The organism is Kitasatospora sp. RG8 (assembly GCF_017813315.1).
Classification (GTDB): domain Bacteria; phylum Actinomycetota; class Actinomycetes; order Streptomycetales; family Streptomycetaceae; genus Kitasatospora.
Map to the genome: position 1 here is coordinate 247,916 of NZ_JAGIYX010000006.1, position 22,974 is coordinate 270,889.

General features: G+C 74.5%; 16 protein-coding genes. 8 read left to right on the forward strand and 8 right to left on the reverse strand.

The features are described from left to right. Nucleotides 1-92: 92 nt before the first annotated feature. Nucleotides 93-632 carry a redox-sensitive transcriptional activator SoxR gene (gene soxR / locus J5Y04_RS12620; protein WP_209412053.1) on the reverse strand — a complete coding sequence of 180 codons (540 nt, stop codon included), beginning with the start codon at nt 630-632 and terminating at the stop codon, nt 93-95. Between the two features lie 56 nt (nt 633-688). Between soxR and J5Y04_RS12625 the strand changes: the two genes are divergently transcribed. Beyond that, nucleotides 689-1,390 (forward strand): thiamine pyrophosphate-dependent enzyme, encoded by a 702-nt coding sequence (locus J5Y04_RS12625; protein ID WP_209412054.1) that lies wholly within the window; start codon nt 689-691, stop codon nt 1,388-1,390. A 99-nt stretch (nt 1,391-1,489) separates the two neighbouring features. Next, nucleotides 1,490-2,383: a transketolase family protein gene (locus tag J5Y04_RS12630; protein ID WP_209412055.1), complete on the forward strand. Its 894-nt coding sequence runs from the start codon at nt 1,490-1,492 to the stop codon at nt 2,381-2,383. Nucleotides 2,384-2,499: 116 nt separating this feature from the next. Here the strand turns inward: J5Y04_RS12630 and treZ are convergent, their stop codons facing one another. The 3 genes from treZ to glgX all read right to left on the reverse strand — a co-directional run bounded on the left by treZ (nt 2,500) and on the right by glgX (nt 9,114). Next, nucleotides 2,500-4,245: a malto-oligosyltrehalose trehalohydrolase gene (treZ, locus tag J5Y04_RS12635; RefSeq protein WP_307853079.1), complete on the reverse strand. Its 1,746-nt coding sequence runs from the start codon at nt 4,243-4,245 to the stop codon at nt 2,500-2,502. Further along, nucleotides 4,242-6,872: a malto-oligosyltrehalose synthase gene (gene treY / locus J5Y04_RS12640; RefSeq protein WP_209412056.1), complete on the reverse strand. Its 2,631-nt coding sequence runs from the start codon at nt 6,870-6,872 to the stop codon at nt 4,242-4,244. The genes treZ and treY overlap by 4 nt, the downstream gene beginning before the upstream one ends. 94 nt (nt 6,873-6,966) lie before the next feature. Continuing rightward, nucleotides 6,967-9,114, reverse strand: a complete 2,148-nt coding sequence (glgX, locus tag J5Y04_RS12645; RefSeq protein WP_209412057.1) for a glycogen debranching protein GlgX — start codon at nt 9,112-9,114, stop codon at nt 6,967-6,969. A gap of 570 nt (nt 9,115-9,684) precedes the next feature. Between glgX and J5Y04_RS12650 the strand changes: the two genes are divergently transcribed. From J5Y04_RS12650 to J5Y04_RS12660, 3 genes are all read left to right on the forward strand, one after another. Next, complete coding sequence (locus J5Y04_RS12650; protein WP_374106004.1) at nt 9,685-10,962, forward strand: SAV2148 family HEPN domain-containing protein; 1,278 nt, start codon at nt 9,685-9,687, stop codon at nt 10,960-10,962. Nucleotides 10,963-11,437: 475 nt separating this feature from the next. Further along, the gene (gene efeB, locus J5Y04_RS12655; RefSeq protein WP_209412058.1) at nt 11,438-12,694 is read left to right on the forward strand and encodes an iron uptake transporter deferrochelatase/peroxidase subunit; all 1,257 of its coding nucleotides are present in this window, start codon (nt 11,438-11,440) and stop codon (nt 12,692-12,694) included. Between the two features lie 105 nt (nt 12,695-12,799). Further along, a complete protein-coding gene (locus J5Y04_RS12660; RefSeq protein WP_209412059.1) occupies nt 12,800-13,501 on the forward strand; it encodes an exonuclease domain-containing protein in 702 nt (233 codons plus the stop codon). A gap of 48 nt (nt 13,502-13,549) precedes the next feature. Here the strand turns inward: J5Y04_RS12660 and J5Y04_RS12665 are convergent, their stop codons facing one another. Beyond that, nucleotides 13,550-14,092: a hypothetical protein gene (locus J5Y04_RS12665; RefSeq protein ID WP_209412060.1), complete on the reverse strand. Its 543-nt coding sequence runs from the start codon at nt 14,090-14,092 to the stop codon at nt 13,550-13,552. A gap of 326 nt (nt 14,093-14,418) precedes the next feature. On the opposite strand from J5Y04_RS12665, the gene J5Y04_RS12670 reads away from it, so the two are divergent. Beyond that, a complete protein-coding gene (locus J5Y04_RS12670; RefSeq protein WP_209412061.1) occupies nt 14,419-15,177 on the forward strand; it encodes a MerR family transcriptional regulator in 759 nt (252 codons plus the stop codon). Between the two features lie 67 nt (nt 15,178-15,244). Next, on the forward strand, nt 15,245-15,418 hold the full coding sequence (locus J5Y04_RS12675) for a hypothetical protein (RefSeq protein WP_209412062.1): 174 nt from the start codon (nt 15,245-15,247) through the stop codon (nt 15,416-15,418). A 185-nt stretch (nt 15,419-15,603) separates the two neighbouring features. Here the strand turns inward: J5Y04_RS12675 and J5Y04_RS41580 are convergent, their stop codons facing one another. The 3 genes from J5Y04_RS41580 to J5Y04_RS12690 form a co-directional block, all read right to left on the reverse strand. Continuing rightward, the gene (locus J5Y04_RS41580) at nt 15,604-16,656 is read right to left on the reverse strand and encodes a polysaccharide deacetylase family protein (protein ID WP_245204687.1); all 1,053 of its coding nucleotides are present in this window, start codon (nt 16,654-16,656) and stop codon (nt 15,604-15,606) included. A gap of 182 nt (nt 16,657-16,838) precedes the next feature. Beyond that, nucleotides 16,839-17,732, reverse strand: a complete 894-nt coding sequence (locus J5Y04_RS12685; RefSeq protein WP_209412063.1) for a phosphotransferase enzyme family protein — start codon at nt 17,730-17,732, stop codon at nt 16,839-16,841. Nucleotides 17,733-17,847: 115 nt separating this feature from the next. Continuing rightward, a complete protein-coding gene (locus tag J5Y04_RS12690) occupies nt 17,848-20,094 on the reverse strand; it encodes an MMPL family transporter (protein WP_209412124.1) in 2,247 nt (748 codons plus the stop codon). 613 nt (nt 20,095-20,707) lie between these two features. Between J5Y04_RS12690 and J5Y04_RS12695 the strand changes: the two genes are divergently transcribed. Then, nucleotides 20,708-22,810, forward strand: coding sequence for an MMPL family transporter (locus J5Y04_RS12695; RefSeq protein WP_374106005.1), 2,103 nt, complete (start codon nt 20,708-20,710; stop codon nt 22,808-22,810). Nucleotides 22,811-22,974: the final 164 nt, after the last annotated feature.

Genomic DNA, 22,974 nt, shown 5'->3' on the forward strand with positions numbered 1-22,974 from the left:
AACGCCGGCCCCTGAGCACCGGCCCTGAACGCCGGCCCCTGAGTGCCGCCCCTGAGCGCCGTCCTGAGTGCCGACGCCTCCGCGCCCGCCCCTCAGCGGCCGGCGGGGCCGTCCCCGGCGGGGGCGGGTTCGGCGGGGACGGGCTCGGGGCCGGTGTCGGGGTCGCGGGTGAGCAGGTACCGGGCGCCGGGGCCGGCGTCGGCGGCGCGGTCGCCGGCGTTGTAGAGGCCGCAGCGGGTGAGGGAGAGGCAGCCGCAGCCGATGCAGCCGCCCAGCTTGGACTTCAGACGTTCGAGTTCGGCGATCTGCTCGTCGATGCGGCTCTGCCAGGACGCCGCGACGCCGTCCCACTCGGTGCCGCTGGGGGCGGGGCGCTCGGGGAGGCGGTCGAGGGCGACCCGGGCCTCGTCCAGGGAGAGGCCGACCCGCTGGGCGGCCCGCACGAAGGCGACCCGGCGCAGGGTCCCGCGGGCGTAGCGGCGCTGGCCGCCGGCGGTGCGGGTGGCGTGGATCAGGCCGAGCTTCTCGTAGTAGCGCAGGGCCGAGGTGGCGAGGCCGCTGCGGCCGGCGAGCTGGCCGATGGTGAGCAGGTCGTGCCGGCTCGGTCCGACGGAGGTCTCGGGTGCGGTCATGGGGACCACCCTAGCGGCTTGACTTCAAGTCGACTTCAAGTTGCAGCATCGTGGGCATGACGACGAACACCCGTACCGAAGTCACCTTCGAAGACCTCCCGGGCCTGATGAGCCGGATGACCGGCGACGAGAAGCACGGCCCCGCGGCCACCTCCACGCTGGACGCCCTCTGGGTGCTCTACGACCGGGTCCTGCGGGTCACCCCGGCCACCGCCGAGGCCCAGGACCGCGACCGCTTCCTGCTCTCCAAGGGTCACGGCCCGATGGCCTACTACGCGGTGCTCGCGGCCAAGGGCTTCCTCGACCCGGCGCTGCTCCCGAGCTTCGGCGCGTACGACTCGCCGCTCGGCCACCACCCGGACCGCACGCTGGTGCCGGGCGTGGAGATCGGTTCCGGCTCGCTGGGGCACGGGCTGCCGCTGGCGGTCGGCACCGCGCTCGGGCTGCGCGCCCAGGGGCTCACCGACTCGGAGGTCTGGGTACTGGTCGGGGACGCCGAGTTCGACGAGGGCTCCAACCACGAGGCGGTCGCCTTCGCCGGCGCGACCGGACTGGACCGGCTGCACGTCGTCGTCATCGACAACTCCTCCGCCACGCACGGCTGGCAGGGCGGCATCGCGGCGCGCTTCACCGCCGAGGGCTGGTCGGCCGAGACGGTGGACGGGCGCGACCACGAGGCGCTGTACGCGGCGTTCACCGCCGAACACCCGGGCCGCCCGCGCGCGGTGATCGCCCGCGTCGAGCCCAAGGAGTACTGACACGCCGGGCCCGGGCGCCCCTGGCGCGTCGGGCGGGAACACCCGACCGGCCGCCCCCAAGACCTCCTGACACCCTCCGAAGGCAAGGAAAACAGACCGATGGACACCATGCGCGAGCGCTTCCTCGACGTGACCACCCGCCTGCTCGACGACGACCCGCGGCTGGCCGTCGTGCTGGCCGACATCAGCGCGTCCGCCTTCGCCCCCGCCGCCGAGCGTCACCCCGACCGGGTGGTCAACGTCGGGATCCGCGAGCAGCTGCTGATCGGCGCCGCCGGCGGCCTGGCGCTCACCGGGATGCGGCCGATCGCCCACACCTTCGCCAGCTTCCTGGTCGAACGCCCCTTTGAGCAGGTCAAGTTGGACCTCGGCCACCAGGGCGTCGGCGCCGTCCTGGTGAGCGCCGGGGGCTCGTACGACTGGCCGGCCGGGGGCCGCACCCACATGTCGCCGGGTGACGTCGCGCTGCTGGACACGCTGCCCGGCTGGACGGTCCACGTGCCCGGCCACCCGGACGAGGCCGAGCAGCTGCTGCGCCACGCCGTGGCCGACGGCGACCGCAACGTGTACGTGCGGCTCTCCCTGCACCGGAACGCCGCCGCGGTGCCGGTCGAGGCCGGGCGGTTCACCACCGTGCGCACGGGCACCAAGGGCGTGGTGCTGGCGGTCGGCCCGATGTTGGACGCCGTTCTGGCGGCGACCGAGAACCTGGACGTCACCGTGGTGTACGCGGCCACCGTGCGGCCGTTCGACGCGGCCGGGCTGCGTGCGGCCGTCGGCGGGCGGGCGGACGTGGTGCTGGTCGAGCCGTACCTGGCCGGGACCTCCGCCAACGAGGCGCACGCCGCACTGAACGACCGGCCGCACCGGGTGCTCGGCCTCGGCGTGCCGCGCGAGGAGCACCGGCACTACGGCTCGATCCCCGAGCACCTGGCCGCCTACGGCCTCGACGCGGCCTCGCTGCGGGAGCGGATCGCCACGTTCCTCTGGTGAGTGAGCCGGTGGCCCAGCGCCCGCGCCCGCCCGCCTCGCACCCCCCGCGCCCGTCTCGCCCCCCGCGCCCGCCTCGCGCCCCGCGCGCCCGACTGTCCGCCCGCCCGCCCGGCCGCTCAGGTCAGCACGACCGCCACCGACTCCGCGCCCAGCCGCACGCCCGCACCGTCGATCGCGGCCTCCCCGAAGGCCGCCACCACCTCCCGCCCCGCCGCCCCCAACGGCAGCACGGCGGAGGAGCCGGACAGGTTGACCGCCACCCGGTACGGCCCCCGGTGCACCACCAGCCACCGCGCCGCCTCGTCGAACCCCACCCGAACGGCCGAGAGGTCCGGGTCGGCCAGCTCCGGCCGGTCGCGCCGCAGCCGGATCAACGTCCGGTGCCAGGAGAGCAGTTCGGAATGCGGGGCGCGCCTCGGCTCCGTCCAGTCGAGGACGGAGCGCAGGACGGTGGCCGGCTCCTGAGGGTCCGGCACCGCCTCCGCCTGCCAGCCGTGCTCGGCGAACTCCCGCCGCCGGCCCTGCCGGACGGCCTCGGCGAGGTCCGGGTCGGTGTGGTCGGTGAAGTACTGCCAGGGGGTGCTCGCCCCCCACTCCTCGCCCATGAACAGCATCGGGGTGAACGGGGAGGTGAGCACCAGTGCTGCCCCGCAGGCGAGTTGGCCAGGGGTGAGGCTGGTGGACAGCCGGTCGCCGAGTGCCCGGTTGCCGACCTGGTCGTGGGTCTGGAGGTAGCCGAGCAGCCGGTGGCCGTGGGCGGCCGGGAACGGGCGGCCGTGGCTGCGGCCCCGGAACGAGGACCAGCCGCCGTCGTGGAAGAAGCCGCGGGTGAGCGTGCGGGCGACCGCCGCCAGCGGGGCGGCCGCGAAGTCGCCGTAGTAGCCCTGGGATTCGCCGGTGAGCGCGGTGTGCAACGCGTGGTGGAAGTCGTCGCTCCACTGGGCGGTGAGGCCCTGGCCGCCGGCCTCGCGCGGGGCGGTGGTGCGCGGCGAGTTGAGGTCGGACTCGGCGACCAGGAACAGCGGCCGGTTGGTGGCGATCGCCAACTTCTCGACCTCGGTGGCGAGTTCCTCCAGGAAGTGGACGGCGCGGTCGTCGGCGAGGGCGTGCACCGCGTCCAGTCGCAGTCCGTCGATCCGGTAGTCGCGCAGCCAGGCCAGTGCGCTGCCGGTCAGGTAGGCGCGCACCTCGTCCGAGCCCGGCGCGTCCAGGTTGACCGCCGAGCCCCACGGGGTGTGGTGCCGGTCGGTGAAGTACGGGCCGTACGCGGGAAGGTAGTTGCCGGAGGGGCCGAGGTGGTTGTGCACCACGTCGAGGACGACGCCGAGGCCCGTGCGGTGCGCGGCGTCGACGAAGCGCTTGAGCCCCTCCGGCCCGCCGTACGGCTCGTGGACGGCCCAGAGCGAGACGCCGTCGTAGCCCCAGCCGTGCCGGCCGGGGAACGGGCAGACCGGCAGCAGTTCGACGAAGTCCACGCCCAGTGCCGCCAGGTGCTCCAGGTGCCGGGCGGCCGCGTCGAAGGTGCCGGCGGCGGTGAAGGTGCCGACGTGCAGCTCGTACAGGACGGCGCCGGGCAGCGGACGGCCGCGCCAGCCGGTCTGCGACCAGCGGAACGCGGCGTGGTCGACGGGCCGGCTGGGCCCGTCCGGGCCGTGCGGCTGCCAGGGCGAGCGCGGGTCGGGCAGCGGCGGGCCGCCGTCCAGCCGGAACGCGTAGTCCCCGGCGGGCGCCTCGCCGCGCCACCACCCGGCCCGTGCGCCGTCCCGGGCCAGCGGGTGGCGGGCGCCGCCGACCTCCACCTCGACCTGCCCGGCCGCGGCCGGCGCCCACACCTCGTACGTCCGCAGCTCCGGCAGAGTCACGCGTCGCCCCTTCCGGTCTCGCCGGTGTTCCCGGCCCGGTCGGCCCGGTGGGCCTGAACGGTTCGAACGGCCTGCCCGGTCCCCCTGGTCTCCCTGGCCCCCTTGGTCTCCCTGGTCCCCCTGGTCAGCAGGGCCACCGGGGAGGCGGCCAGCAGCTCGGTCACCGGCACTGGCCCGGCCGCGAAGCGGCGGCCGGTCAGCTCGTCCGTCCACCCGCCGCCGGCCGGCAGCTCCAGCACGGTGTCGCGCCAGCCGCCGGCCCGCTCCAGGCCGTACGGCAGCCGGGTCACCGCCGTGACCGTGTCGTCCCCGCGGGCGAAGGCGAGCAGGTGGTCCGACGAGGGGCCGACGGCGGCCAGCGGCCGGTAGGCGCCCGGCGGGCGGGCCCGGCGCAGGTGCAGGGCGGTCGCGGTGAGGTGCAGCTTCTCCCGGGCCAGGTCCCCCGGGCGGGGCGTCGCCGAGTCGGTGAGGCGCACGGCGAGCGCGCCGAGGTCCACCACCCCGCGGTTGTCCGGGTCGACCAGGGTGTACAGCGGTTCCTCGCTGCCCTGGTAGAGGTCGGGCACCCCCGGCACGGTGAGGTGGAGCAGGGCCGCGGCGAGGGTGTTGGACCGGGCGTACGGCGCGAGCATCCGCACGTACCCCTCGATCCGGGGGAACAGCCCCGGGTTGCCGTACACCGCGCGGGCGCGGTCCGCGAGGGCCTGCTCGTAGCCGGCGTCCGGGGACGTCCACGAGGTGCGCAGCTTGGCCTCGCGGGCGGCCTTGAGCAGCGCGGTGACCAGCCGCTCCGGGGTGATCGGCCAGGCCGCGACCAGGGTCTGCCAGAGCAGCCAGTCGCCGTCCCGGTCGCCGCCCGGGCCGGCCGCGGTGGACCAGGCGGCGGCCTCGGCGGCCCATGCGTCCGGCTGTTCGGCGAGGACGGCGAGGCGGGCGCGGGCGTCGGCGCTGCGCTTGGTGTCGTGGGTGGAGAGCACCGTCATGGTGGCCGGCCAGTGCCGTTCGACGTAGTGGCACCAGGCGTGGAAGTCCTCCGGGTGCAGGCCGGGCCTGGCCGGCTCGCCGCCGACCTCGTTGAGGCTCAGCAGCGCGTTCCAGCGGTAGAAGGCGGTGTCCTCGACGCCCTTGGCCGCGACGGCGGCGGCGGTCTGGGCGAAGCGCACGCAGAACTCGTCCTTCTCGGGGCCGGTGCCGAGCCCCCCGAGGGCCAGCTCCGCGACCAGCCGGTCGGACGGGTCCGCCGAGCCGTCGAGCGCGGCCGCCAGCTGCTCCGCCGAGACCGCGGGCGCCGGCTCGCCGGGCCGGGCGTAGGGCCGGTACGCGGGGAAGCCGGTGAGCACCCGTTGCAGGGCGTCGCGCAGCTGCCAGGGCGCGTGGTCCGCGTGCGCGGGCTCGGCGGCGCCGATCCGGACGGCAAGCCGGACCAGCCGCTCGACCTCGGCGGCCAGCTCGCCCCGCGGCCCGGTCATGTCCGCCCGCCCGCGCCGGGCGGCCGCGACGGCCGGGTGCGGGTCGGCGCACGGCTCGGAGGTGAGCGCGGCCCCGCTGACGTGGTGCTCGTAGCGCCCGGCCAGCCGGCAGGCGCCCGCGTGGTCGGTGAGCACGCCGTCGATGCGGCGCAGCGCGTCGTACCCGGTGGTGCCCGCGCACGGCCAGTCGGCGGGCAGGCGCTCGTCGCCGGTGAGGATCTTCTCCACCACCGTGTACGCGCCGCCGGTGGCCTCGGCGAGCCGCCGCAGGTAGCCGCGGGGGTCGGCGAGGCCGTCGGGGTGGTCGATCCGGAACCCGTCCAGGACGCCGTCCCGGTGCAGCCGCAGCAGGACGCCGTGGGTGGCCTCGAACACCTCGGGGATCTCGACCCGGACGGCGATCAGCTCGTTGACGGTGAAGAACCGCCGGTAGTTCAGCTCGGTGCGGGCCAGCCGCCACCAGGCGAGCCGGTACCACTGGCGGGCGAGCAGCTCGGAGAGGGGCAGGCCCGCGGTGCCGGGCCGCAGGGGGAGGACGTGGTCGTGGTAGCGGAGCACGTCCCCGTCCACGGCCAGCTCGCCGAGCACCGCGCCGAGCCGGTCGCCGAGCAGCGGCAGCAGCACCCGCCCGCGGTCCGGGGCGTCCGCGGGCCCCGGCTGGGCGGCCCAGTCGATGTCGAACCAGCGCGCGTACGGCGAGTCGGGCCCGTCCCGCAGCACGTGCCAGAGCGGCTGGTTGAGCTGCTCGGGGACGGGGACGGCCATGTGGTTGGGCACCACGTCGGCGATCAGCCGCAGGCCGTGCCGGTGGGCCTCGGCGGCCAGCGCCCGCAGTGCGGGCTCACCGCCGAGCTGCTCGCCGATCCGGCCGTGGTCGACGGTGTCGTACCCGTGGGTGGAGCCCGGCGAGGCCTCCAGCAGCGGGGAGAGGTGCAGGTGCGAGACGCCGAGGGCGGCGAGGTAGGGCACGGCGGCGGTGGCGTCGCGGAGGGTGAAGCCGGGCTGGAGCTGGAGCCGGTAGCTGGCCGACGGCGGTGCGGGCGGCGTCGGTGCGGGCGGCGTCGGCGGTACCGGCGGTGTCGGCGGGGGAGCGGCGGCCGGCGTCGGCGGGGGAGTAGCGGCCGGGCGGGGCTGCGCGGGCTCGGCGGCGGAGGTCATGAGTCCATGAGTACCCGCGCGAGCCCGCCGCCAAGACCCGGTGCTGATCCGAACAGGTGACCTGCACCCTCCTCCGCGTGCCCCGCCCCGCCCCCTACGCCGGCCGCTGGAGCACCATCAGCGAGCGGTCGGTGAGCCAGAGGGCGTCGCCGGCCTTGACCCGGGACCCGGTGCCGGGGGCGGGCAGCCGGGGCTGCACGGTGTCGACCACGATCTGCCACTCCTGCCCGTGGCCGGCCGGGACGGTGAACTCCAGCGGCTCGAAGTGGGCGTTGAACATCAGCAGGAACGAGTCGTCGACGATCCGCCCGCCGCGCCGGTCCGGCTCCGAGATGGCGTACCCGTTGAGGAAGACGGTGAGCGACTTGGCGTAGCTGGCGCCCCAGTTGCGCTTGGTCATCTCCTCCCCGCTGGGGGTGAACCAGGCGATGTCGGTGAGGTCCTCGTAGCCGCCGCCGGCCGGGCGGCCGGGGCCGGGACGGCTGGAGACCGGGCGGCCGTGGAAGAAGCGGCGGCGCCGGAAGACCGGGTGGTCGCGGCGGAGCCAGATCATGCCCTGGGTGAACTCCAGCAGCCGGGCCTCGGGCCCGTCCTCCTCGGGCCAGTGCACCCAGGTCAGTTCGTTGTCCTGGCAGTACGCGTTGTTGTTGCCGTGCTGGGTGCGGCCGAGCTCGTCGCCGTGCGAGAGCATCGGCACGCCCTGGGAGAGCATCAGGGTGGCGATCAGGTTCCGCTGCTGGCGGGCGCGCAGCTCCTCGACGGCGGGGTCGGTGCAGGGGCCCTCGGTGCCGCAGTTCCAGGAGCGGTTGAACGATTCGCCGTCCCGGTTGTCCTCGCCGTTGGCCTCGTTGTGCTTCTCGTTGTACGAGACCAGGTCGCGCAGCGTGAAGCCGTCGTGGCAGGTGACGAAGTTGATCGAGGCGATGGGCCGGCGGCCGTCGTCCTGGTAGAGGTCGGAGGAGCCGGTGAGCCGGGAGCCGAACTCGGCGAGGGTGGCGTTCTCGCCCCGCCACAGGTCGCGCACGGTGTCCCGGTACATGCCGTTCCACTCCGTCCACAGCGGCGGGAAGTTGCCGACCTGGTAGCCGCCCTCGCCGAGGTCCCAGGGTTCGGCGATCAGCTTGGCCTGGGAGACGACCGGGTCCTGCTGGACCAGGTCGAAGAAGGAGGAGAGCCGGTCGACCTCGTGGAACTGCCGGGCCAGGGTGGCGGCGAGGTCGAAGCGGAAGCCGTCCACGTGCATCTCGGTGACCCAGTAGCGCAGCGAGTCCATGATGAGCTGGAGGACGTGCGGGCTGCGCATCAGCAGGCTGTTGCCGGTGCCGGTGGTGTCCTCGTAGAAGCGCTGGTCCTGGGCGAGCCGGTAGTAGGAGACGTTGTCCAGGCCGCGCAGCGAGAGGGTGGGGCCGAGGTGGTTGCCCTCGGCGGTGTGGTTGTAGACGACGTCCAGGATGACCTCGATGCCGGCCGCGTGCAGCGCCTTGACCATCGACTTGAACTCCTGGACCTGCTGGCCCCGGTCCCCGGTGGAGGAGTAGGAGGAGTGCGGGGCGAAGAAGCCGATGGTGTTGTAGCCCCAGTAGTTGGCCAGGCCGAGGTCGCGCAGCCGGTGGTCGCGGACGAACTGGTGCACCGGCATCAGCTCGATCGCGGTGACGCCCAGCTTGGCCAGGTGCTCGATCACCGCGGGGTGGGCGAGGCCCGCGTAGGTGCCGCGGATCTCCTCGGGGATGCCGGGGTGGAGTCTGGTGAGGCCCTTCACGTGGGCCTCGTAGACGACGGTGCGGTGGTAGTCGGTGCGCGGCGGCCGGTCGGTGCCCCAGTCGAAGTACGGGTTGATCACGACCGAGTGCATGGTGTGCGGGGCGGAGTCCAGGTCGTTGCGGCGCTCGGGGGCGCCGAAGTGGTAGCCGTAGACCGACTCGTCCCAGTCGATGTTCCCGCTCATCGCCTTGGCGTACGGGTCCAGGAGCAGCTTGGCGCTGTTGTGCCGCTGGCCGAGGCCCGGGTTGTACGGGCCGTGGACGCGGAACCCGTACCGTTGGCCGGGCTGGATGCCGGGCAGGTAGGCGTGCCGGACGAAGGCGTCCGTCTCGCGCAGTTCGACGGCCGTCTCCGAGCCGTCCTCGTCGAGCAGGCAGAGCTCGATCCGGTCGGCGCCCTCCGAGAACACCGCGAAGTTGGTGCCGGCCCCGTCGTAGGTGGCACCGAGGGGGTAAGGCTTCCCTGGCCAGACCTGCATGAGTCCTCAACTTCCTTGCGCTGAAGCGAAACTGACAGGTAGTCCGACAATCAGCCCGGACTCCGACGCTGTTTCCCGGCGGGGCGGCCGGGCATGTGCGGCGGTCGCGCACCGTGACGTACGGCACAGTCCGCATACTCCCCGACGCTTTCCCCGACAGCGGGGCCATTCGGCGCGTGTTCGCCCGAACGGGTGTCCGGCGGCTCTGCGGCCGCCCCCCGGAGCCTTCGCGGAGCCTTTCCGGAGCCCTCCCGGCCGCGGCCCGGCGGGCGTGCGGCGGGCCTCTCCACCCGGCGCGCGCGCCGGCGTGAACACCAGCGCGCACGCCGCCCGGCGCGCGGACGCCCGGGGCGGCTGGGGCTGATGGTGCGGCCGGGGCGCCGGGCCCGCCGTCGGCCAACCGGCTGCGGGCCGCTCACGCCGGGCAGTACCCTTGATCGTCCGGCCGCCCGCACGCTGGTGGCGATCCATCAGGGGAACGGCGGACGGAAGACCCGCGGAACCGCAGGCGAACGGACCCGCAGACGAAGCAGACGTAGCAGTTCCATCAGGAACCAGGTGAGGTGGCGCATGGTGTTCCCCGCCGGCGGCCGTGGCGGTGGGCCCGGCGGCCCCGACCGGGGCGGCGCCCGCAGCGAGGCCCCGACCGTCGTCATGCGCCCCACCCTGACCGGCCGGGCCCTGGTGCCCGCCCAGAGCGGCCCCGTCGAGATACCCGCCCTCGCCTGGTCCGGCGCCGAGTGGGAGGACGCCTACCAGCGGGTCCGGCTGGCCGGTCGGGCGTACGTCTGGCTCAACCTGGTCGAACAGCGGCTGCGCTCCCTCGTCGACGAGGTGCTCTACCCCATCTACGCCCCCGCCCACGGCGAGGACTGGGTGACCGCCGCGGCCGGCCCGGCCGGCGAGGAGTGGGCCCACCGGGCCGGCGCCGTCCGCGAGGTCAGCCGGCGCAAGGGCTACCTGCTCGACCCCGCCGACGACGACCCGCTGGTCTTCCTCACCCTGCCCCAGCTGCGCGAACTGATGGTCCAGCACTGGCCCTGCTTCGAGCCGTACCTCGCCGACCGCCGGGACATCGAGCTCGCCCTGGACGAGCTGGAGGTCGCGCGGCACGTCGTCTCCCGCAACCGCGTCCTCACCGAGACCGTCCTCGCCCAGACCGAACGCGCCTCCGCCCGCCTGCTCGCCCTGCTGGACGGCGGCTCCGGCGGCGTACCCGCCGACGTGGTCGAGTCCCTCGTGGCCGGCCGGTACGCGGACGTGGTCGCGGTGCACGCCGACCGGGTCCGGCTCCAGCGCGACCTCCCCGTCGAGGACCTGCTCGACGGCGCCCGCAGGCTCGACGCGCTCGGCATCGGCCTCGGCATGCTCTGCCAGAACTACACCGGCAAGCGCCTCGTCCGGCTCGCCACCGACGGCTGCCGGGTCCGGCTGCTCTTCCTCAACCCCGCCAGCAGCGCCGTCCGCCGCCGCGAGCGCGAACTCGGCCTCGGGCGCGGCGAGCTGGCCCGCTCGATCGAGATGAACATCATGCACGTGCGCCGCGTCCGGGCCCGGCTGCGCGACCAGGGCGGCTTCGAGATCCGGGTCTTCGACGAGACCCCGCGCTTCACCGCCTACCTGGTCGAGGGCCCGCGCCCGGCCGGCCAGACCGGCGGCCCCCGTCGGCAGACCCGCGACCTCGGCGTCGTCCAGCCCTACCTGCGCCGGGCCCGCGGCATGGAGTCGCCCGCCCTGGTGCTGCGCGGCGGCGCCGGCCAGCAGCCGGGCGGTACCGACGCCGGGCTGCTGGAGGTCTACCGCGAGGAGTTCGAAGGGATCTGGGGGGACTCCCGGCCGGTCTCCTGAGACGCGTTGGCGGTCCAGCCGGGCGGATGGTCGGACCGCCCGGGTGAACAGCACCCCCGCCCGGCTCTACGAACGGCACGGGTTCGTGGCGGAGTCGGAGGACTCGGTCGACGTGTTCCTGCTCCGCCCCGCCGCGGGGTGACAAGGGTGACCGGGGGGTGACAGGGGAGGCCGGGGCGCAGGCCCGGCCCTGGCGGGCGCAGTTCCGGGCGGGTGCGGAGACCGGCACCGGGGCAGGCGTGGGCAGGCGTGGGCACCGGGCCTAGGCCGGTCGGATGGCAACCGGCGGGTATTCGGCCGATGGGGGGTCGGCCGGGGGCGCTCGGGCGGGCGCGGGGTGCGAGGGGCTTGCTAGCGTCGATTTCATGATCAGCAGGCAGGCGGATGATCCCGCCGGAGCGCCTGCCGTCCCTCCCCGCTGCCGAGAGGCCTCCCCCGGCACGCCCGCGCCCGCCCCGACCCGGAAGGCCGACCGATGACCAGCCCGGACCACCCCGGCGCCTCGCGCCGCAGCTTCGTGCGCACCGCCCTCGGCGCCGGCACCGCCGGGGCGCTCGCCCTCGGCACCGCCGGTCCCACCGCCGCTCCCGCCGCCGCGAGCCCCGCCGCGACACCCCCCGCCGCCGGGATCCCGTTCCACGGCGCCCACCAGGCCGGCATCACCAACCCGCCGCCCGGCTACGGCAGCTTCGTCGCCCTCGACCTCCAGGCCCCCGACCGCACGGCACTGGAGACCCTGCTGCGCACCCTCACCGACCGGATCCGCTTCCTCACCGCCGGCGGTACCCCGCCCGACCTCGGCCCCGCCGCCGCACCTGCCGACAGCGGCACCCTCGGCCCCGGTGCCCTGCCCGCCGACGACCTCACCGTCACCGTCGCGGTCGGCGCCTCGCTCTTCGACGCCCGCTACGGCCTCGCCGCCGCCCGGCCCAGGCACCTCGTCCCGATGCGCGACTTCCCGGGCGACGGCCTGCGCCCCGCCGAGTGCCACGGCGACCTCCTGCTCCAGATCTGCGCCGAGAGCCGCGACACCGTCCAGCACACCCTGCGCGACCTGTTGCGCTCCGCCAAGGGCGCGCTCCGCCCCCGCTGGCAGCTGGACGGCTTCCAGAACCGCGCCCGCCCCACCGGCGCCCCCCGCAACCTGCTCGGTTTCAAGGACGGCATCGCCAACCCCGACACCGCGTCCGCCCGGCAGATGGACGAGCTGGTGTGGGTCGGCGTGAACAGCGGCGAGCCGGGCTGGGCGGCCGGCGGCAGCTACCAGGTGGTGCGGGCGATCCGCACCCTGGTCGCGCCCTGGGACGAGGTGGCCCTGAAGGACCAGGAACGGATCATCGGCCGCCGCAAGGCCGACGGCGCCCCGCTCGGCCGCGGCAAGGAGAACGACGCCCCCGTCTACGGAAACGACCCCGAGGGCGCCGTCATCGCCCTCGACGCCCACATCCGCCTCGCCAACCCGCGCACCGAGGCCACCCGCGACAGCCGCATCCTGCGCCGCGGCTTCAACTACGACCGGGGGCTCGACGAGCACGGCGAACCCGAGCTCGGCCTGGCCTTCTGCTGCTACCAGCAGGACGTGGCCCGGCAGTTCGAGGCCGTCCAGACCCGGCTCTCCGGCGAGCCGCTGGCCCGCTTCCTGCGGCCCACCGGCGGCGGGTACTTCTACGTCCTGCCCGGGGTCCTGGACGAGACCGACTGGCTCGGCCGGAGCCTGCTCGCCGGGGTCTGAGCAGGCCCGGGCGCCCGGGCGCGCCCGCCCCAGCGACCGCGTTGTCGGTGGGGCGGGCGATGATAGGGGCTGTTTTCGACCAGCAGGACGGAAGGACACACCCCTATGAGCTGGTGGCAGCAGCCACTGGTCGGCTTCGACCTGGAGACCACGGGCACCGACCCGGCCGTGGACCGCATCGTCACGGCCGCCCTCGTGGACACCGTCGGAGCCCGCCGGCTGAGCGCCACCGGCTGGCTGCTCGACCCGGGCGTCCCGATCCCCGCCGAGGCCACGGCGATCCACGGCATAGGCGACGACGTCGCCCGCGGCAAGGGCCGCCCGGCCAAGGAGGCGGTGGACGAGATAGCCGCCGCCCTCTGCGAGCGGCTCGCCGCCGGGAGCCCCGTCGTCGCCTTCAACGCCCCCTTCGACCTCTCCCTGCTCGACGCCGAACTGCACCGGCACGGCCTGGCCCCGCTCGCCGAGCGGCTCGGCGGGCCGGTCGCCCCGGTGCTCGACGCCCTGGTCATCGACCGGGCCGTCGACAAGTACCGCAAGGGCTCGCGCACCCTCCAGCGGGTCTGCGAGGTCTACGGCGTCGAGCTGACCGACGCCCACGAGGCCGGCAGCGACGCCCTCGCCGCCGTCCGCGTCGCCGTCGCCCTCGCCGAGCGCTACCCCGCCGAGGTCGGCGCCGTCCCGCTCGCCGACCTGCACGCCCGCCAGATCGGCTGGTACCGCGACTGGGCCGAGGGCCTCCAGGCCTGGCTCCGCCGTGGCAAGGACCCGCAGGCGGTCATCGACCCGCGCTGGCCGCTGCGCTAGCCGGCCCGGGGCGGGCGCGCCGGCCGGTGTTCCCGGCAGCCGGCCCGTTCAGCAGAGCACGTAGATGCAGTAGTGCTCGCTGCTTTCGACGAAGCAGTAGGTCGCGCCGCTCTCGGTGATCTCGATGTCGTTGCAGCCGGCATCGGCGCGGAGCAGCGATTCCTTGCCTCCGTGGCACGGGCCGCCCTTGTCGGCGGACCGGGCCGCGCCCGGCCGGCGGCGCACGATGAAGGGCGGCGGGCCCTCGGCGTCGGCGGGACCGCCGGCGCGGGCGGCGTCGGCCGCTCTGACCTTGCGGAAGGACTCGACGACCACGGACGCGTCCGCCGCCACCGCGAAGTCGTACAGTTCGTCACCGGCGGTGGTGCGTCGGCCGGTCGCGGTACGGTCACGGACGGCGGCCTCCTCCAGCCAGACGATCGGGTGGTCGTCACAGGGGCACGGGTCCGTCACGCAGACACACGTCTGGATCGGCATGCCACCGGCCTCGCGGAGCGGGTGGTCGTCGGGGACGTCGAGCGGCACGCCGGTGAGGGTCGTGGTCGCCGCCCGGGTGAACGCCTTCGATCTGGCGCTTTCGTAACTGGCCATTGTCACTCCCGGCCCGAATTCGGCGTGGACGGACCACTCCGAGACTTGTCGGCACTTGTCGGTTCGTTGACGAATCACAGGGGGAATACCTGGGGACCGACCCGATCGGATCGCAATTTCACGGTAGCGCCGGGCCGCACGGTCCGCCTCCCCGTACCGCGCGGCCCGGCCGCCTCCGGCCCTGCCGCACCGGCGGCCGCCAGACCCGACCGGGGCGCCCGCCCGGCTGCCCGCGCGGGGGCTGCCCCGGGGCCCGCCGGTCGCGCCGGTCGCCGCCGGGTGGCCGGGCTTGCACCTCACGCGACGTCAGGTCGCACCATGGGGGCATGGGCATCGACCGCACATGGAAGGTCGGGGCGCTCGCCGAGGCGAGCGGACTGACCGTACGCACCTTGCACCACTGGGACCAGATCGGGCTGCTCGGCCCGTCCCGGCGGACCGCCGCCGGGCACCGTGAGTACACCGAGCCGGATGTCGTCCGCCTCTACCAGATCCTCGCGCTGCGGCGCCTCGGGCTGGGGCTGGAGACCATCGCCACCTGCCTGGACGTCGGGGTCGACCCCGTCCGGCTGGTGGGCGAGCACCTGGCCGGAGTCGAGGCGGCGATCGTCTCGCTGGAGGCCCTGCGGAGCAGGCTCGCCCACGTCCACGACGAGCTGGCCGCCGAACGGGCCCCGGAGACGGCCACGTTGATCGGCCTGCTCCAGGCGATGGGCGGGGCCGGCCCGGAGGGCGGGCAGGCGCTGCGGCGTCACCTCGACGAGGACCAGCTGCGGGCTCTGCAGGACCGGGCAGCCGCGCTCGGCCCGGCCGTCCACTACCTGGTGGAGGTCGAGTGGCCGGAGCTCTACCGCAGGGCCGAGGCGCTGCGCGTGGCCGGCGTGGAGCCGACGGCGCCGGAGGTGCGGAGGCTGGCGGCGCGGATGGACGAGCTGGGCCGGCTGTTCAACGGCGGCGACTCCGGCCTCTCGGGGGCGGTGCGGACCGCCTGGCACCAGGAGCCGGCCGCGATGTCCGGCGACCCGACGGCCCCGGCCGACGCCTGGCACGACCTGACCGCCTACCTCGACCGCGCCCGCGCGTGACCGCCCGTCCCCATCAACCGAGTCCCGACCGACCGAATCCCGATCAACCGAGTCCCGAGGAGTCCCTGTGAACCGCCGTCTGCGCATCGGCATCGCCTTGCTCGCCGTCCTGCCCGCCCTGCTCCCGGCCCTGCTCCTCGGCCAGGTCGCGCCGTGGTCCGTCCTCCTGGCCGTCCTGCCGGCGTTCGGCGTGCAGGCGTTCCTCACCTTCCGCCGGCTCGGCCGGCTCCGGAGGGCCTGAGCCGACGGCCGCCGCAGGCCCGGCGTCGGCGGCCCCGGAGGCGAGGACGGCGGGGAGCCGGACGGGAGCGGGGCGAGGGCGGGGGAGAACGGCATCCGGGCGCGCCCGACGACGCCGCGCGGATGTCAGGGCCGGCCCCGGCGGTCGACTCCGTTCGGCCGCACGGGATGTGGCGGACGAACCGGTCAGCCGGCCGGGAAGTCGAAGTGGTAGCCCTGGGCCACCAGCCAGGGCAGCAGTTGCTTCAGCGCGGCGACGGTCTGGCTGCGGTCCCCGCCGCCGTCGTGCATCAGGACGACACCGCCGGGCCGGAGTTGGCCCTGCACGGTGGAGACGATCGACGCGACGCCGGGGCGGGCCCAGTCCCGCGGGTCGACCGACCAGCCGAGCGGGCGCAGGCCGAGGTCGGCGGCGATCCGCTGGTTGTCGGCGGTGAACCCGCCGCCGGGGGCGCGGAACCAGGAGACCCTGGTGCCCGGGCCGCCGGCCTGGACGATCATGTCCTTGGCCCTGGAGATCTCGGACACGGCCCGGTCGTGCGGGAGCGCGGCGAACGGCTGGGGGTGGTCGACGCTGTGGTCGCAGAGCCGGTGTCCGGCCGCGACGATCCGCCGGACCATCGCCGGGTTGGCGGCGGCCTGCTGGCCGACCTGGCAGAACGTCGCCTTGACGCCGTACTGGGCGAGCAGGTCGAGGATCTGGCCGGTGGCGGGCCCGGGACCGTCGTCGAAGGTGAGCGCGACCGTGCGGCCGCCGGAGGCGGTGGAGCGGACCACCGAGGTGGACACCCCGTCCGAGGACGGCGGTGGCGGCGGGACCGGGGTGGTCGTGGGCGGGCGGGTGGCCGGCGGGGTGCCCGGCCGGGTGTCCGGGGTGTGCGACGGCGGTTGGGTCGGAGCGTGCGTCGGCGGCCTGGAGGTGCTCGGCGGCGGGGGGTTGGGCGTGGTCGGCTTCGGGGTGCCGGGCCTCGGCGTGGCGGGCGCGGCCGGCGTCGAGGCGGACGGCCCGGACGAGGAGGGGGTGCCGGCGGAGGAGGCCGCAGCAGTGGGCGGAGCCGACGGCGCCGGGGTGCCCGGCCCGGACGCGGTGATGCCGGGCTGCGGCTGGAGCGCGCCGTTGGCGGTGCCGCAGGCGGCCAGGCCCAGGGCGGCGGCCACCGCGACGCAGCCCGCGAGCAGGGGTCGGCGGCGGCGCCGGGCGGGCGGCGAGAGGCGCTGCGGGGTTGCGTGCTCGGGCATGGCTGCGGCTCCTCGGGTGCGGAGGTGATCGCGATCCCTGGGTCGGACTGCCGTCGGGCCGGGTGCCGGCCGACTTCAGGCTGACTGTCGGATGGGACGCCGATCGGACCACGTCCGGTTGCGCCGCACAAGCACGCCCCGTGAGCGCACCCCGAGCGCGCCGACGAGAACCCGGCCGGGCGTCAGAACGGGTACCAGCGCACGTCCGTCGCCCCCGCGCGCAGCGACTCCACCCGCCGGCGGAACTCGGCCAGCGCGGCCGGGTTGCCCGGCGCCTGCTGCGCCACCCAGGAGGCGCTGGCCGTCTCCCGCGCACCGCGCAGCACCGCGAAGCCGGACCACTCCCGCACGTCCCAGCCGTACGCGCCGGTGAACGCCCCGTACTCCTGCGCCGGTACGCCGTACCGGTCGTGGCTGAGCGCCAGCACCACGAGGTCGTGCTCGCGCAGGTCGTGCGAGACGTTCTCCAGGTCGAGCAGGACCGGCCCGTCCGGGCCGACGTGCACGTTGCGCGGCAGGGCGTCGCCGTGGATCACCCCGGCCGGCAGGTGCGGGGCGAGGTCGGGCAGGGCGGCGGCGAAGGCGTCCCGGCGGTGGCGCAGGAAGGCGACGTCGGCCGGGTCGACGTGTCCCTCGGCGGAGGCGAGCCAGCGTTCCACCGGGGCGAGCAGGTCACGCCGGTCGAGCGGGAAGGGCGGCAGCGGCAGCCGGTGCAGGGCGCGCAGCAGCGGCGCGAGGTCGGCGGGCCGGGCGGGCCGGACGGCGGGCGCGAGGCGGTGCCAGAAGGTGACGGGGTGTCCGTGGGGGAGCTGCGGCCCGTCCGGCGCGCCGTCGTAGGGCCGGACCACCGGGACGCCCCGGCCGGCCAGCCAGTGGGCGACGGCGAGTTCGTGCCGGGCCCGCCCGAACAGCTCGGGGCCGCGCCCGACCTTGGCGACCACGGCCGGGTCGCCGAGGTCGAAGACGGCGTTCTCGCCCAGGGCGAGCAGCCGTGCGTCGCCGGGGCCGGGCAGGCCGGCGGACTCGCAGGCGTGGGCGAGCAGCAGGCGGGCGCGGCCCTCGTCGAAGGGGAGCATGGGGGAGTCCGTTCGGTGGTGGCGGCCGGGGGACGGTGATCATTCTGGCAAACGAGGGCCGGGCCCCGCGTGATGCGGGGCCCGGCCGGATGCGTCGGGGGTGCCTGCCGGAGGATCAGACCCCGACCCTGCGGTGCCGGGCGCCGTCGGCGGCGGGTGCCGGGGCGGCCGGTACCGGGGCGGTCACCGCGCCGTGGGCGCCGACCGGCGGGAAGCTCTCGCCGTGCGAGAGGTCGGGCAGCCAGCGCAGCCAGGACGGCAGGTACCAGTTGCGCTCGCCGAGCAGGGTCATCACCGCGGGCAGCAGCACCGCGCGGATGACCGTCGCGTCGATCAGCACGGCGACCGCCAGGCCGACGCCCATCTGCTTCATCGCCTGCATGGAGAGGGTGCCGAAGACCGCGAACACCGCCACCATGATCACCGCGGCGCTGGTGACGACCCCCGCCGTGGAGCGGATGCCGTGCGCGATGGCGGCCCGGGTCGGCAGGCCCCGGTCGCGGCCCTCCTTGATCCGGGAGACCACGAAGACGTGGTAGTCCATCGAGAGGCCGAAGAGGATCACGAAGAGGAACAGCGGCACCCAGGACTCGACCGCGCCGACTCCGGCGGTGCCCAGCAGCGAGGCCCCCACCCCGTGCTGGAAGACCAGCGTCAGCACCCCGTACGCCGCTCCGACCGAGAGCAGGTTGAGCACCACGGCGGTGGCGGCGACGGCCAGCGAGCGGAACGAGGTGAGCATCAGCAGGAAGGCGAAGGCCACCACGAAGCCGAAGACCAGCGGCATCGAGCCGGTCATCTTGTCGTTGAAGTCGTACGAGCCGGCGGTGCGCCCGGTGACCGGGGCCTCGGTGCCGGCCACCTTCAGCACGGTGGCGGGGACGATCTCGGTGCGCAGGGTCTTCAGGGCGGCGTTGCTGGTGGCGTCGTTGCCGCTGCCGTTGAGCGGGATGTCGACGGTGGCGATGTTCTTGTCGGGGTGGACGGTGACGTCCACCGGGCCGTGCATCCTCCCGCTGGCCAGGGCCCTGGCCTTGAGGTCGGCGATGGCGGCGGTCATCGCCGGGGAGTCGATGTCGGCGGCCTTGATCACCACGCTGGCCGGGGCCGGGCTACCGGGGAAGGCGGCTTCGATCTTCTGCGAGGCGGCGACCAGCTCGTTGCCCGCGGGCAGCTGCTGCTGGAAGGTGAGGTTGGCGGTGTGCATGGTGACCAGCGGCGCGGCCAGGCCGACCAGCAGCGCGCCGGCCAGCACGGTGGCGGCGAGCGGGCGGCGCAGCACCGGGGTGAGGATCGCGTTCCAGACCCGGCCGCCGGTGGCGGCGGCGTCGGGGCGGCGCAGCTCGGCGAGGAAGGGGACGCGGCCCTTCTCGACCTTGTCGCCGAGCATCGACAGCAGCGCGGGCAGCACGGTGAGGGAGCCGAGCACGGCGGTGACCACGACCACGATGGTGGCGTAGGACATCGCCTGGAACTCGGCTATGCCGGTGAGGAACATGCCGGCCATGGCGACGACCACGGTGACGCCGGAGACCAGGACGGCCCGGCCGCTGGTGGCGGCGGCGATCTTCAGCGCGGTCTCCGGGTCGCGCCCGGCGGCCCGCTCCTCGCGCTCGCGGCGCAGGTAGAAGAGGCAGTAGTCGACGCCGACGGCGAGGCCGACCAGGAGCATCACCGAGCTGGCGTTGTTGCTGGTGTGCAGGAACCCGCTGCTCAGCGCGACCAGTCCGCCCGCGGCGACGAAGGCGGTGATGGCGAGGACCACCGGCAGGACGGCGGCGACCAGTGCGCCGAAGGCGACCAGCAGGATGCCGAGGGCGAGCGGCACGGCGGTCCACTCGGCGCGGGCGAAGTCGTTCGAGAACTGCTCGTCGATCCACTTGCCGGAGCTGGCGTCGCCGAGCTCGACGACGGTCAGGTCGGGGTGCTGCTTCTGGACGGCGGCGACCGCGTCCATGATCGCGGGGACGTTCTTGACGGCGTCCTCGTGCTCCCCCTTGACGGTGAGCTGGACGAGCGCCGAGTGGCCGTCCGCCGAGACCGCCTTGGTGTCGTAGGGGGAGCGGACGTCGGCGGCCTTGCCGGTGGCGTTGACGCCGGTGACCACCTGCTCGACGGCGGCCCGGAAGGCCGGCGCGTCGGCGGCCAGGGTGGTGCTCTGGACCAGGACGGTCTCGCTCGCGGGGGACTTCAGCCCGGCGTCGTCGAGGATCCTGGCGGCCCGGGAGACCTGGCCGGGCATCGCCTCGGACTCCTTGACCTCGGTGCTGCCGTGCACGCCGCCGAGGTAGGCGGCGAGGACGACGAAGAGGAGCCAGCCGAAGACGGCCGTTCTTCTGTGCCGGGCGCTCCAGGCGCCCATGGCGGCAGCCGTGCCGAGCTTGGTCTTCACGGGAATCCCCCTGGGAGAGCGGCGGTGGCGCCGCGGGTGAGGCGTGGTTGCCGGCCGGGCGGTGGCGGCCGGGCGCCGGCGGTGGTCCGGCGTCGCAACCGACAGTAGAAAAAGGGTGGTTGACGGGGTATCCGGCTGGCGGGGGAGTATTCCCTGGGGTTCGCCTCGGGGGAGGGGTGGGGTTATCCCTACCTCAGAACCCTGACTTCTCCTCCCTGGGGTCGGGTGCGAACTCCACCCTGAGGGGGAGCGGTCTCCACCCGGAGCACGAGGTCAAGTGGCTGTCCGGGGGGTGAAGATGGTGCGGGGCGCCGATGGGCGTTCCCCGAGGGGGTCGGCTTCACGGGGGCTGCTTGCCGGGCGGCAAGCAAGTACTCGTAGGATGATGTCCTCAGATCACTTACCTGCCGACCGGCTAGGGGCGGGCCTCGTCGCCATGCCCAGCCGGTCCTCCGTCGCCCGACGTCCCGTCCCCCGAGGGCCGGCGGTGAACCATGCCCAGGAGGCATCGAGCATGTTCCACCGACTAGGACAATTTGTCGTCCGCCGCGCCTGGTGGGTGATCGCGGCATGGATTGTCGCGATGATCGCGATCGTGGCCGGCGCGCCGAAGATCACCGCGCAGACCGACGAGGCGTCCTTCCTCCCCAAGCACTACGAGTCCATCCAGGCCTCGGCGCTCCAGGAGAAGGCGTTCCCGGCCAGCTTCACGCCCTCCGCACTGGCGCTCTTCGAGCGCAACGACGGCGGCGCGATGAACGACGCCGACAAGGCCGCCATGGCCAAGATCGTCCAGGGTCTGACCGACAAGAAGATCAAGAACGTCGAGACGATCATCCCGGTCGGCGAGCAGACGACGTCCAAGGACGGCAAGTTCGCGCTCGCGCCGATCGCCATCGACAAGAAGACCCAGCAGTCCGAGGAGTTCGGCGAGACCGCCAAGCACCTCCGCGACGAGGGCAAGTCGCTCACCTCGGGGACGGACCTGAAGTTCCAGCTCGGTGGCTCCGCCGCCCAGGCCCTGGACCAGAAGGAGTCCTCCGGCTCGGCGGACGCGCTCATCGCGATGTCCACGGTCGTCCTGGTCGCGCTCATCGTCGGGATCATCTTCCGCAGCGTCCTCGCCGGGATCCTGCCGATCCTGATCTCGCTGGTCGTCGCCATGCCGACCGCCAACGGCGTGATCGCGTACGCCACCAAGGCGTTCAAGCTGGAGACCACCCCGGTGCTCTCCGCGATCCTGATCGTCGTCGTGCTCGGCGTCGGCACCGACTACTTCCTCTTCCTGGCCTTCCGCTACCGCGAGCGGCTGCGGGCCGGTGACGACCGCAAGGAGGCCGTGGCCAACGCCGTCGGCCGGGTCGGCGAGGCGATCGCCTCGGCCGCCGGAGCGGTCACCGTCGCCTTCGCGGTGCTGATCCTCTCCAGCCTCGGCATGTTCAAGGCGCTCGGCCCGGCCCTGGCCATCGCCGTCGTCGTCACCGCGTTCGCCGCGCTCACCCTGGCCCCGGCCGTGCTCACGGTCATCCCGGCCCGCGGCGTCTTCTGGCCCGGCAAGAAGTGGATGAACGAGCCGGGCAACGCGCGCTTCACCGCGCTCGGCCGCATGGTGCAGAAGCGCCCGGGCATCGTCGCCCTGGCCTCCGGCGGCGTGCTGGTGGCGCTGTCGGCCGGCGCCCTGGGCTACAACGGCACCTTCGACCTCGCGGGCAGCTCCATGCCCAAGGACAAGGAGTCGATGGTCGTCCAGGACAAGCTGATGAACGGCTTCTCGGCCGGCGCCGCCGACCCGAGCCACGTCTACCTGACCAGCACCGTCGGGGTGAAGCTCGACCCGGCCAAGTTCGAGGCCTACGCGGCCAAGCTCAGCGGGGTGTCCGGCGTGGCACCGGTGGCGCCGAAGCCCCAGCTCAGCGAGGACGGCAAGACCGCCGACTTCACCGTGCTGCTCAACAACAAGCCGGACAGCAACGAGGCGATCGACACCCTCACCGACCTGCGCGACGTGGCCCACGGCCAGGCGCCGGCCGGCACGGAGGCGAAGGTCGGCGGCCTGACCGCCGTCTACAAGGACATCAACCTCGCGATGGCCCACGACTACAAGCTGGTCTTCCCGATCGCGGGTCTGCTGATCCTGCTGATCCTGGGCCTCCAGCTGCGCAGCGTGGTCGCCCCCTGGTACCTGATGGCCTCGGTCGGCCTCGGCTTCACCGCCACCCTCGGCGCCTCGACGCTGCTCTTCCAGGACATCAAGGGCGAGCACGGCATGATGTTCATGCTGCCGATCCTCATCTACCTCTTCGTGGTGGCGATCGGGACGGACTACAACATCCTGATCATCGCCCGCCTGCGGGAGGAGGCCCGCGAGGGCCGCAACCCGCGCGAGGCGGCCCGTGAGGCGCTGCGCCACGGCGGCCCGACCGTCGCGGCGGCCGGGTTCATCCTGGCGGCGTCGTTCGCGACCTTCATGCTCGCGGGCAACGTCTTCATGCTGGAGTTCGGCTTCGCGATGGCCTTCGGCATCATCCTGGCGGCCTTCGTGATGGCGCTCTTCTTCACCCCGGCGCTCACCGCGCTGATCGGCCGTACCGCCTGGTGGCCCGGCCACGGCGCCGACGACCGGCACGCCGGCCCCGCGCCGGTGACCGGTTCGCACGGCGTGCCGGAGCCGGCCGGACGGCACTGACCTTCCCCGGTGCACGACAGGCAGGCGGCGTCCGCTTCGGCGGGCGCCGCCTGCCCGTTTCCGGGCACCGGCAAACGTGACGTGCCGGGCAGAAACTCCCCGGTCAATCACGGTGGCAGCGTGCTACAGTCGAGGCAGTTGCAGTTTTGGTTCCCATGAACGTT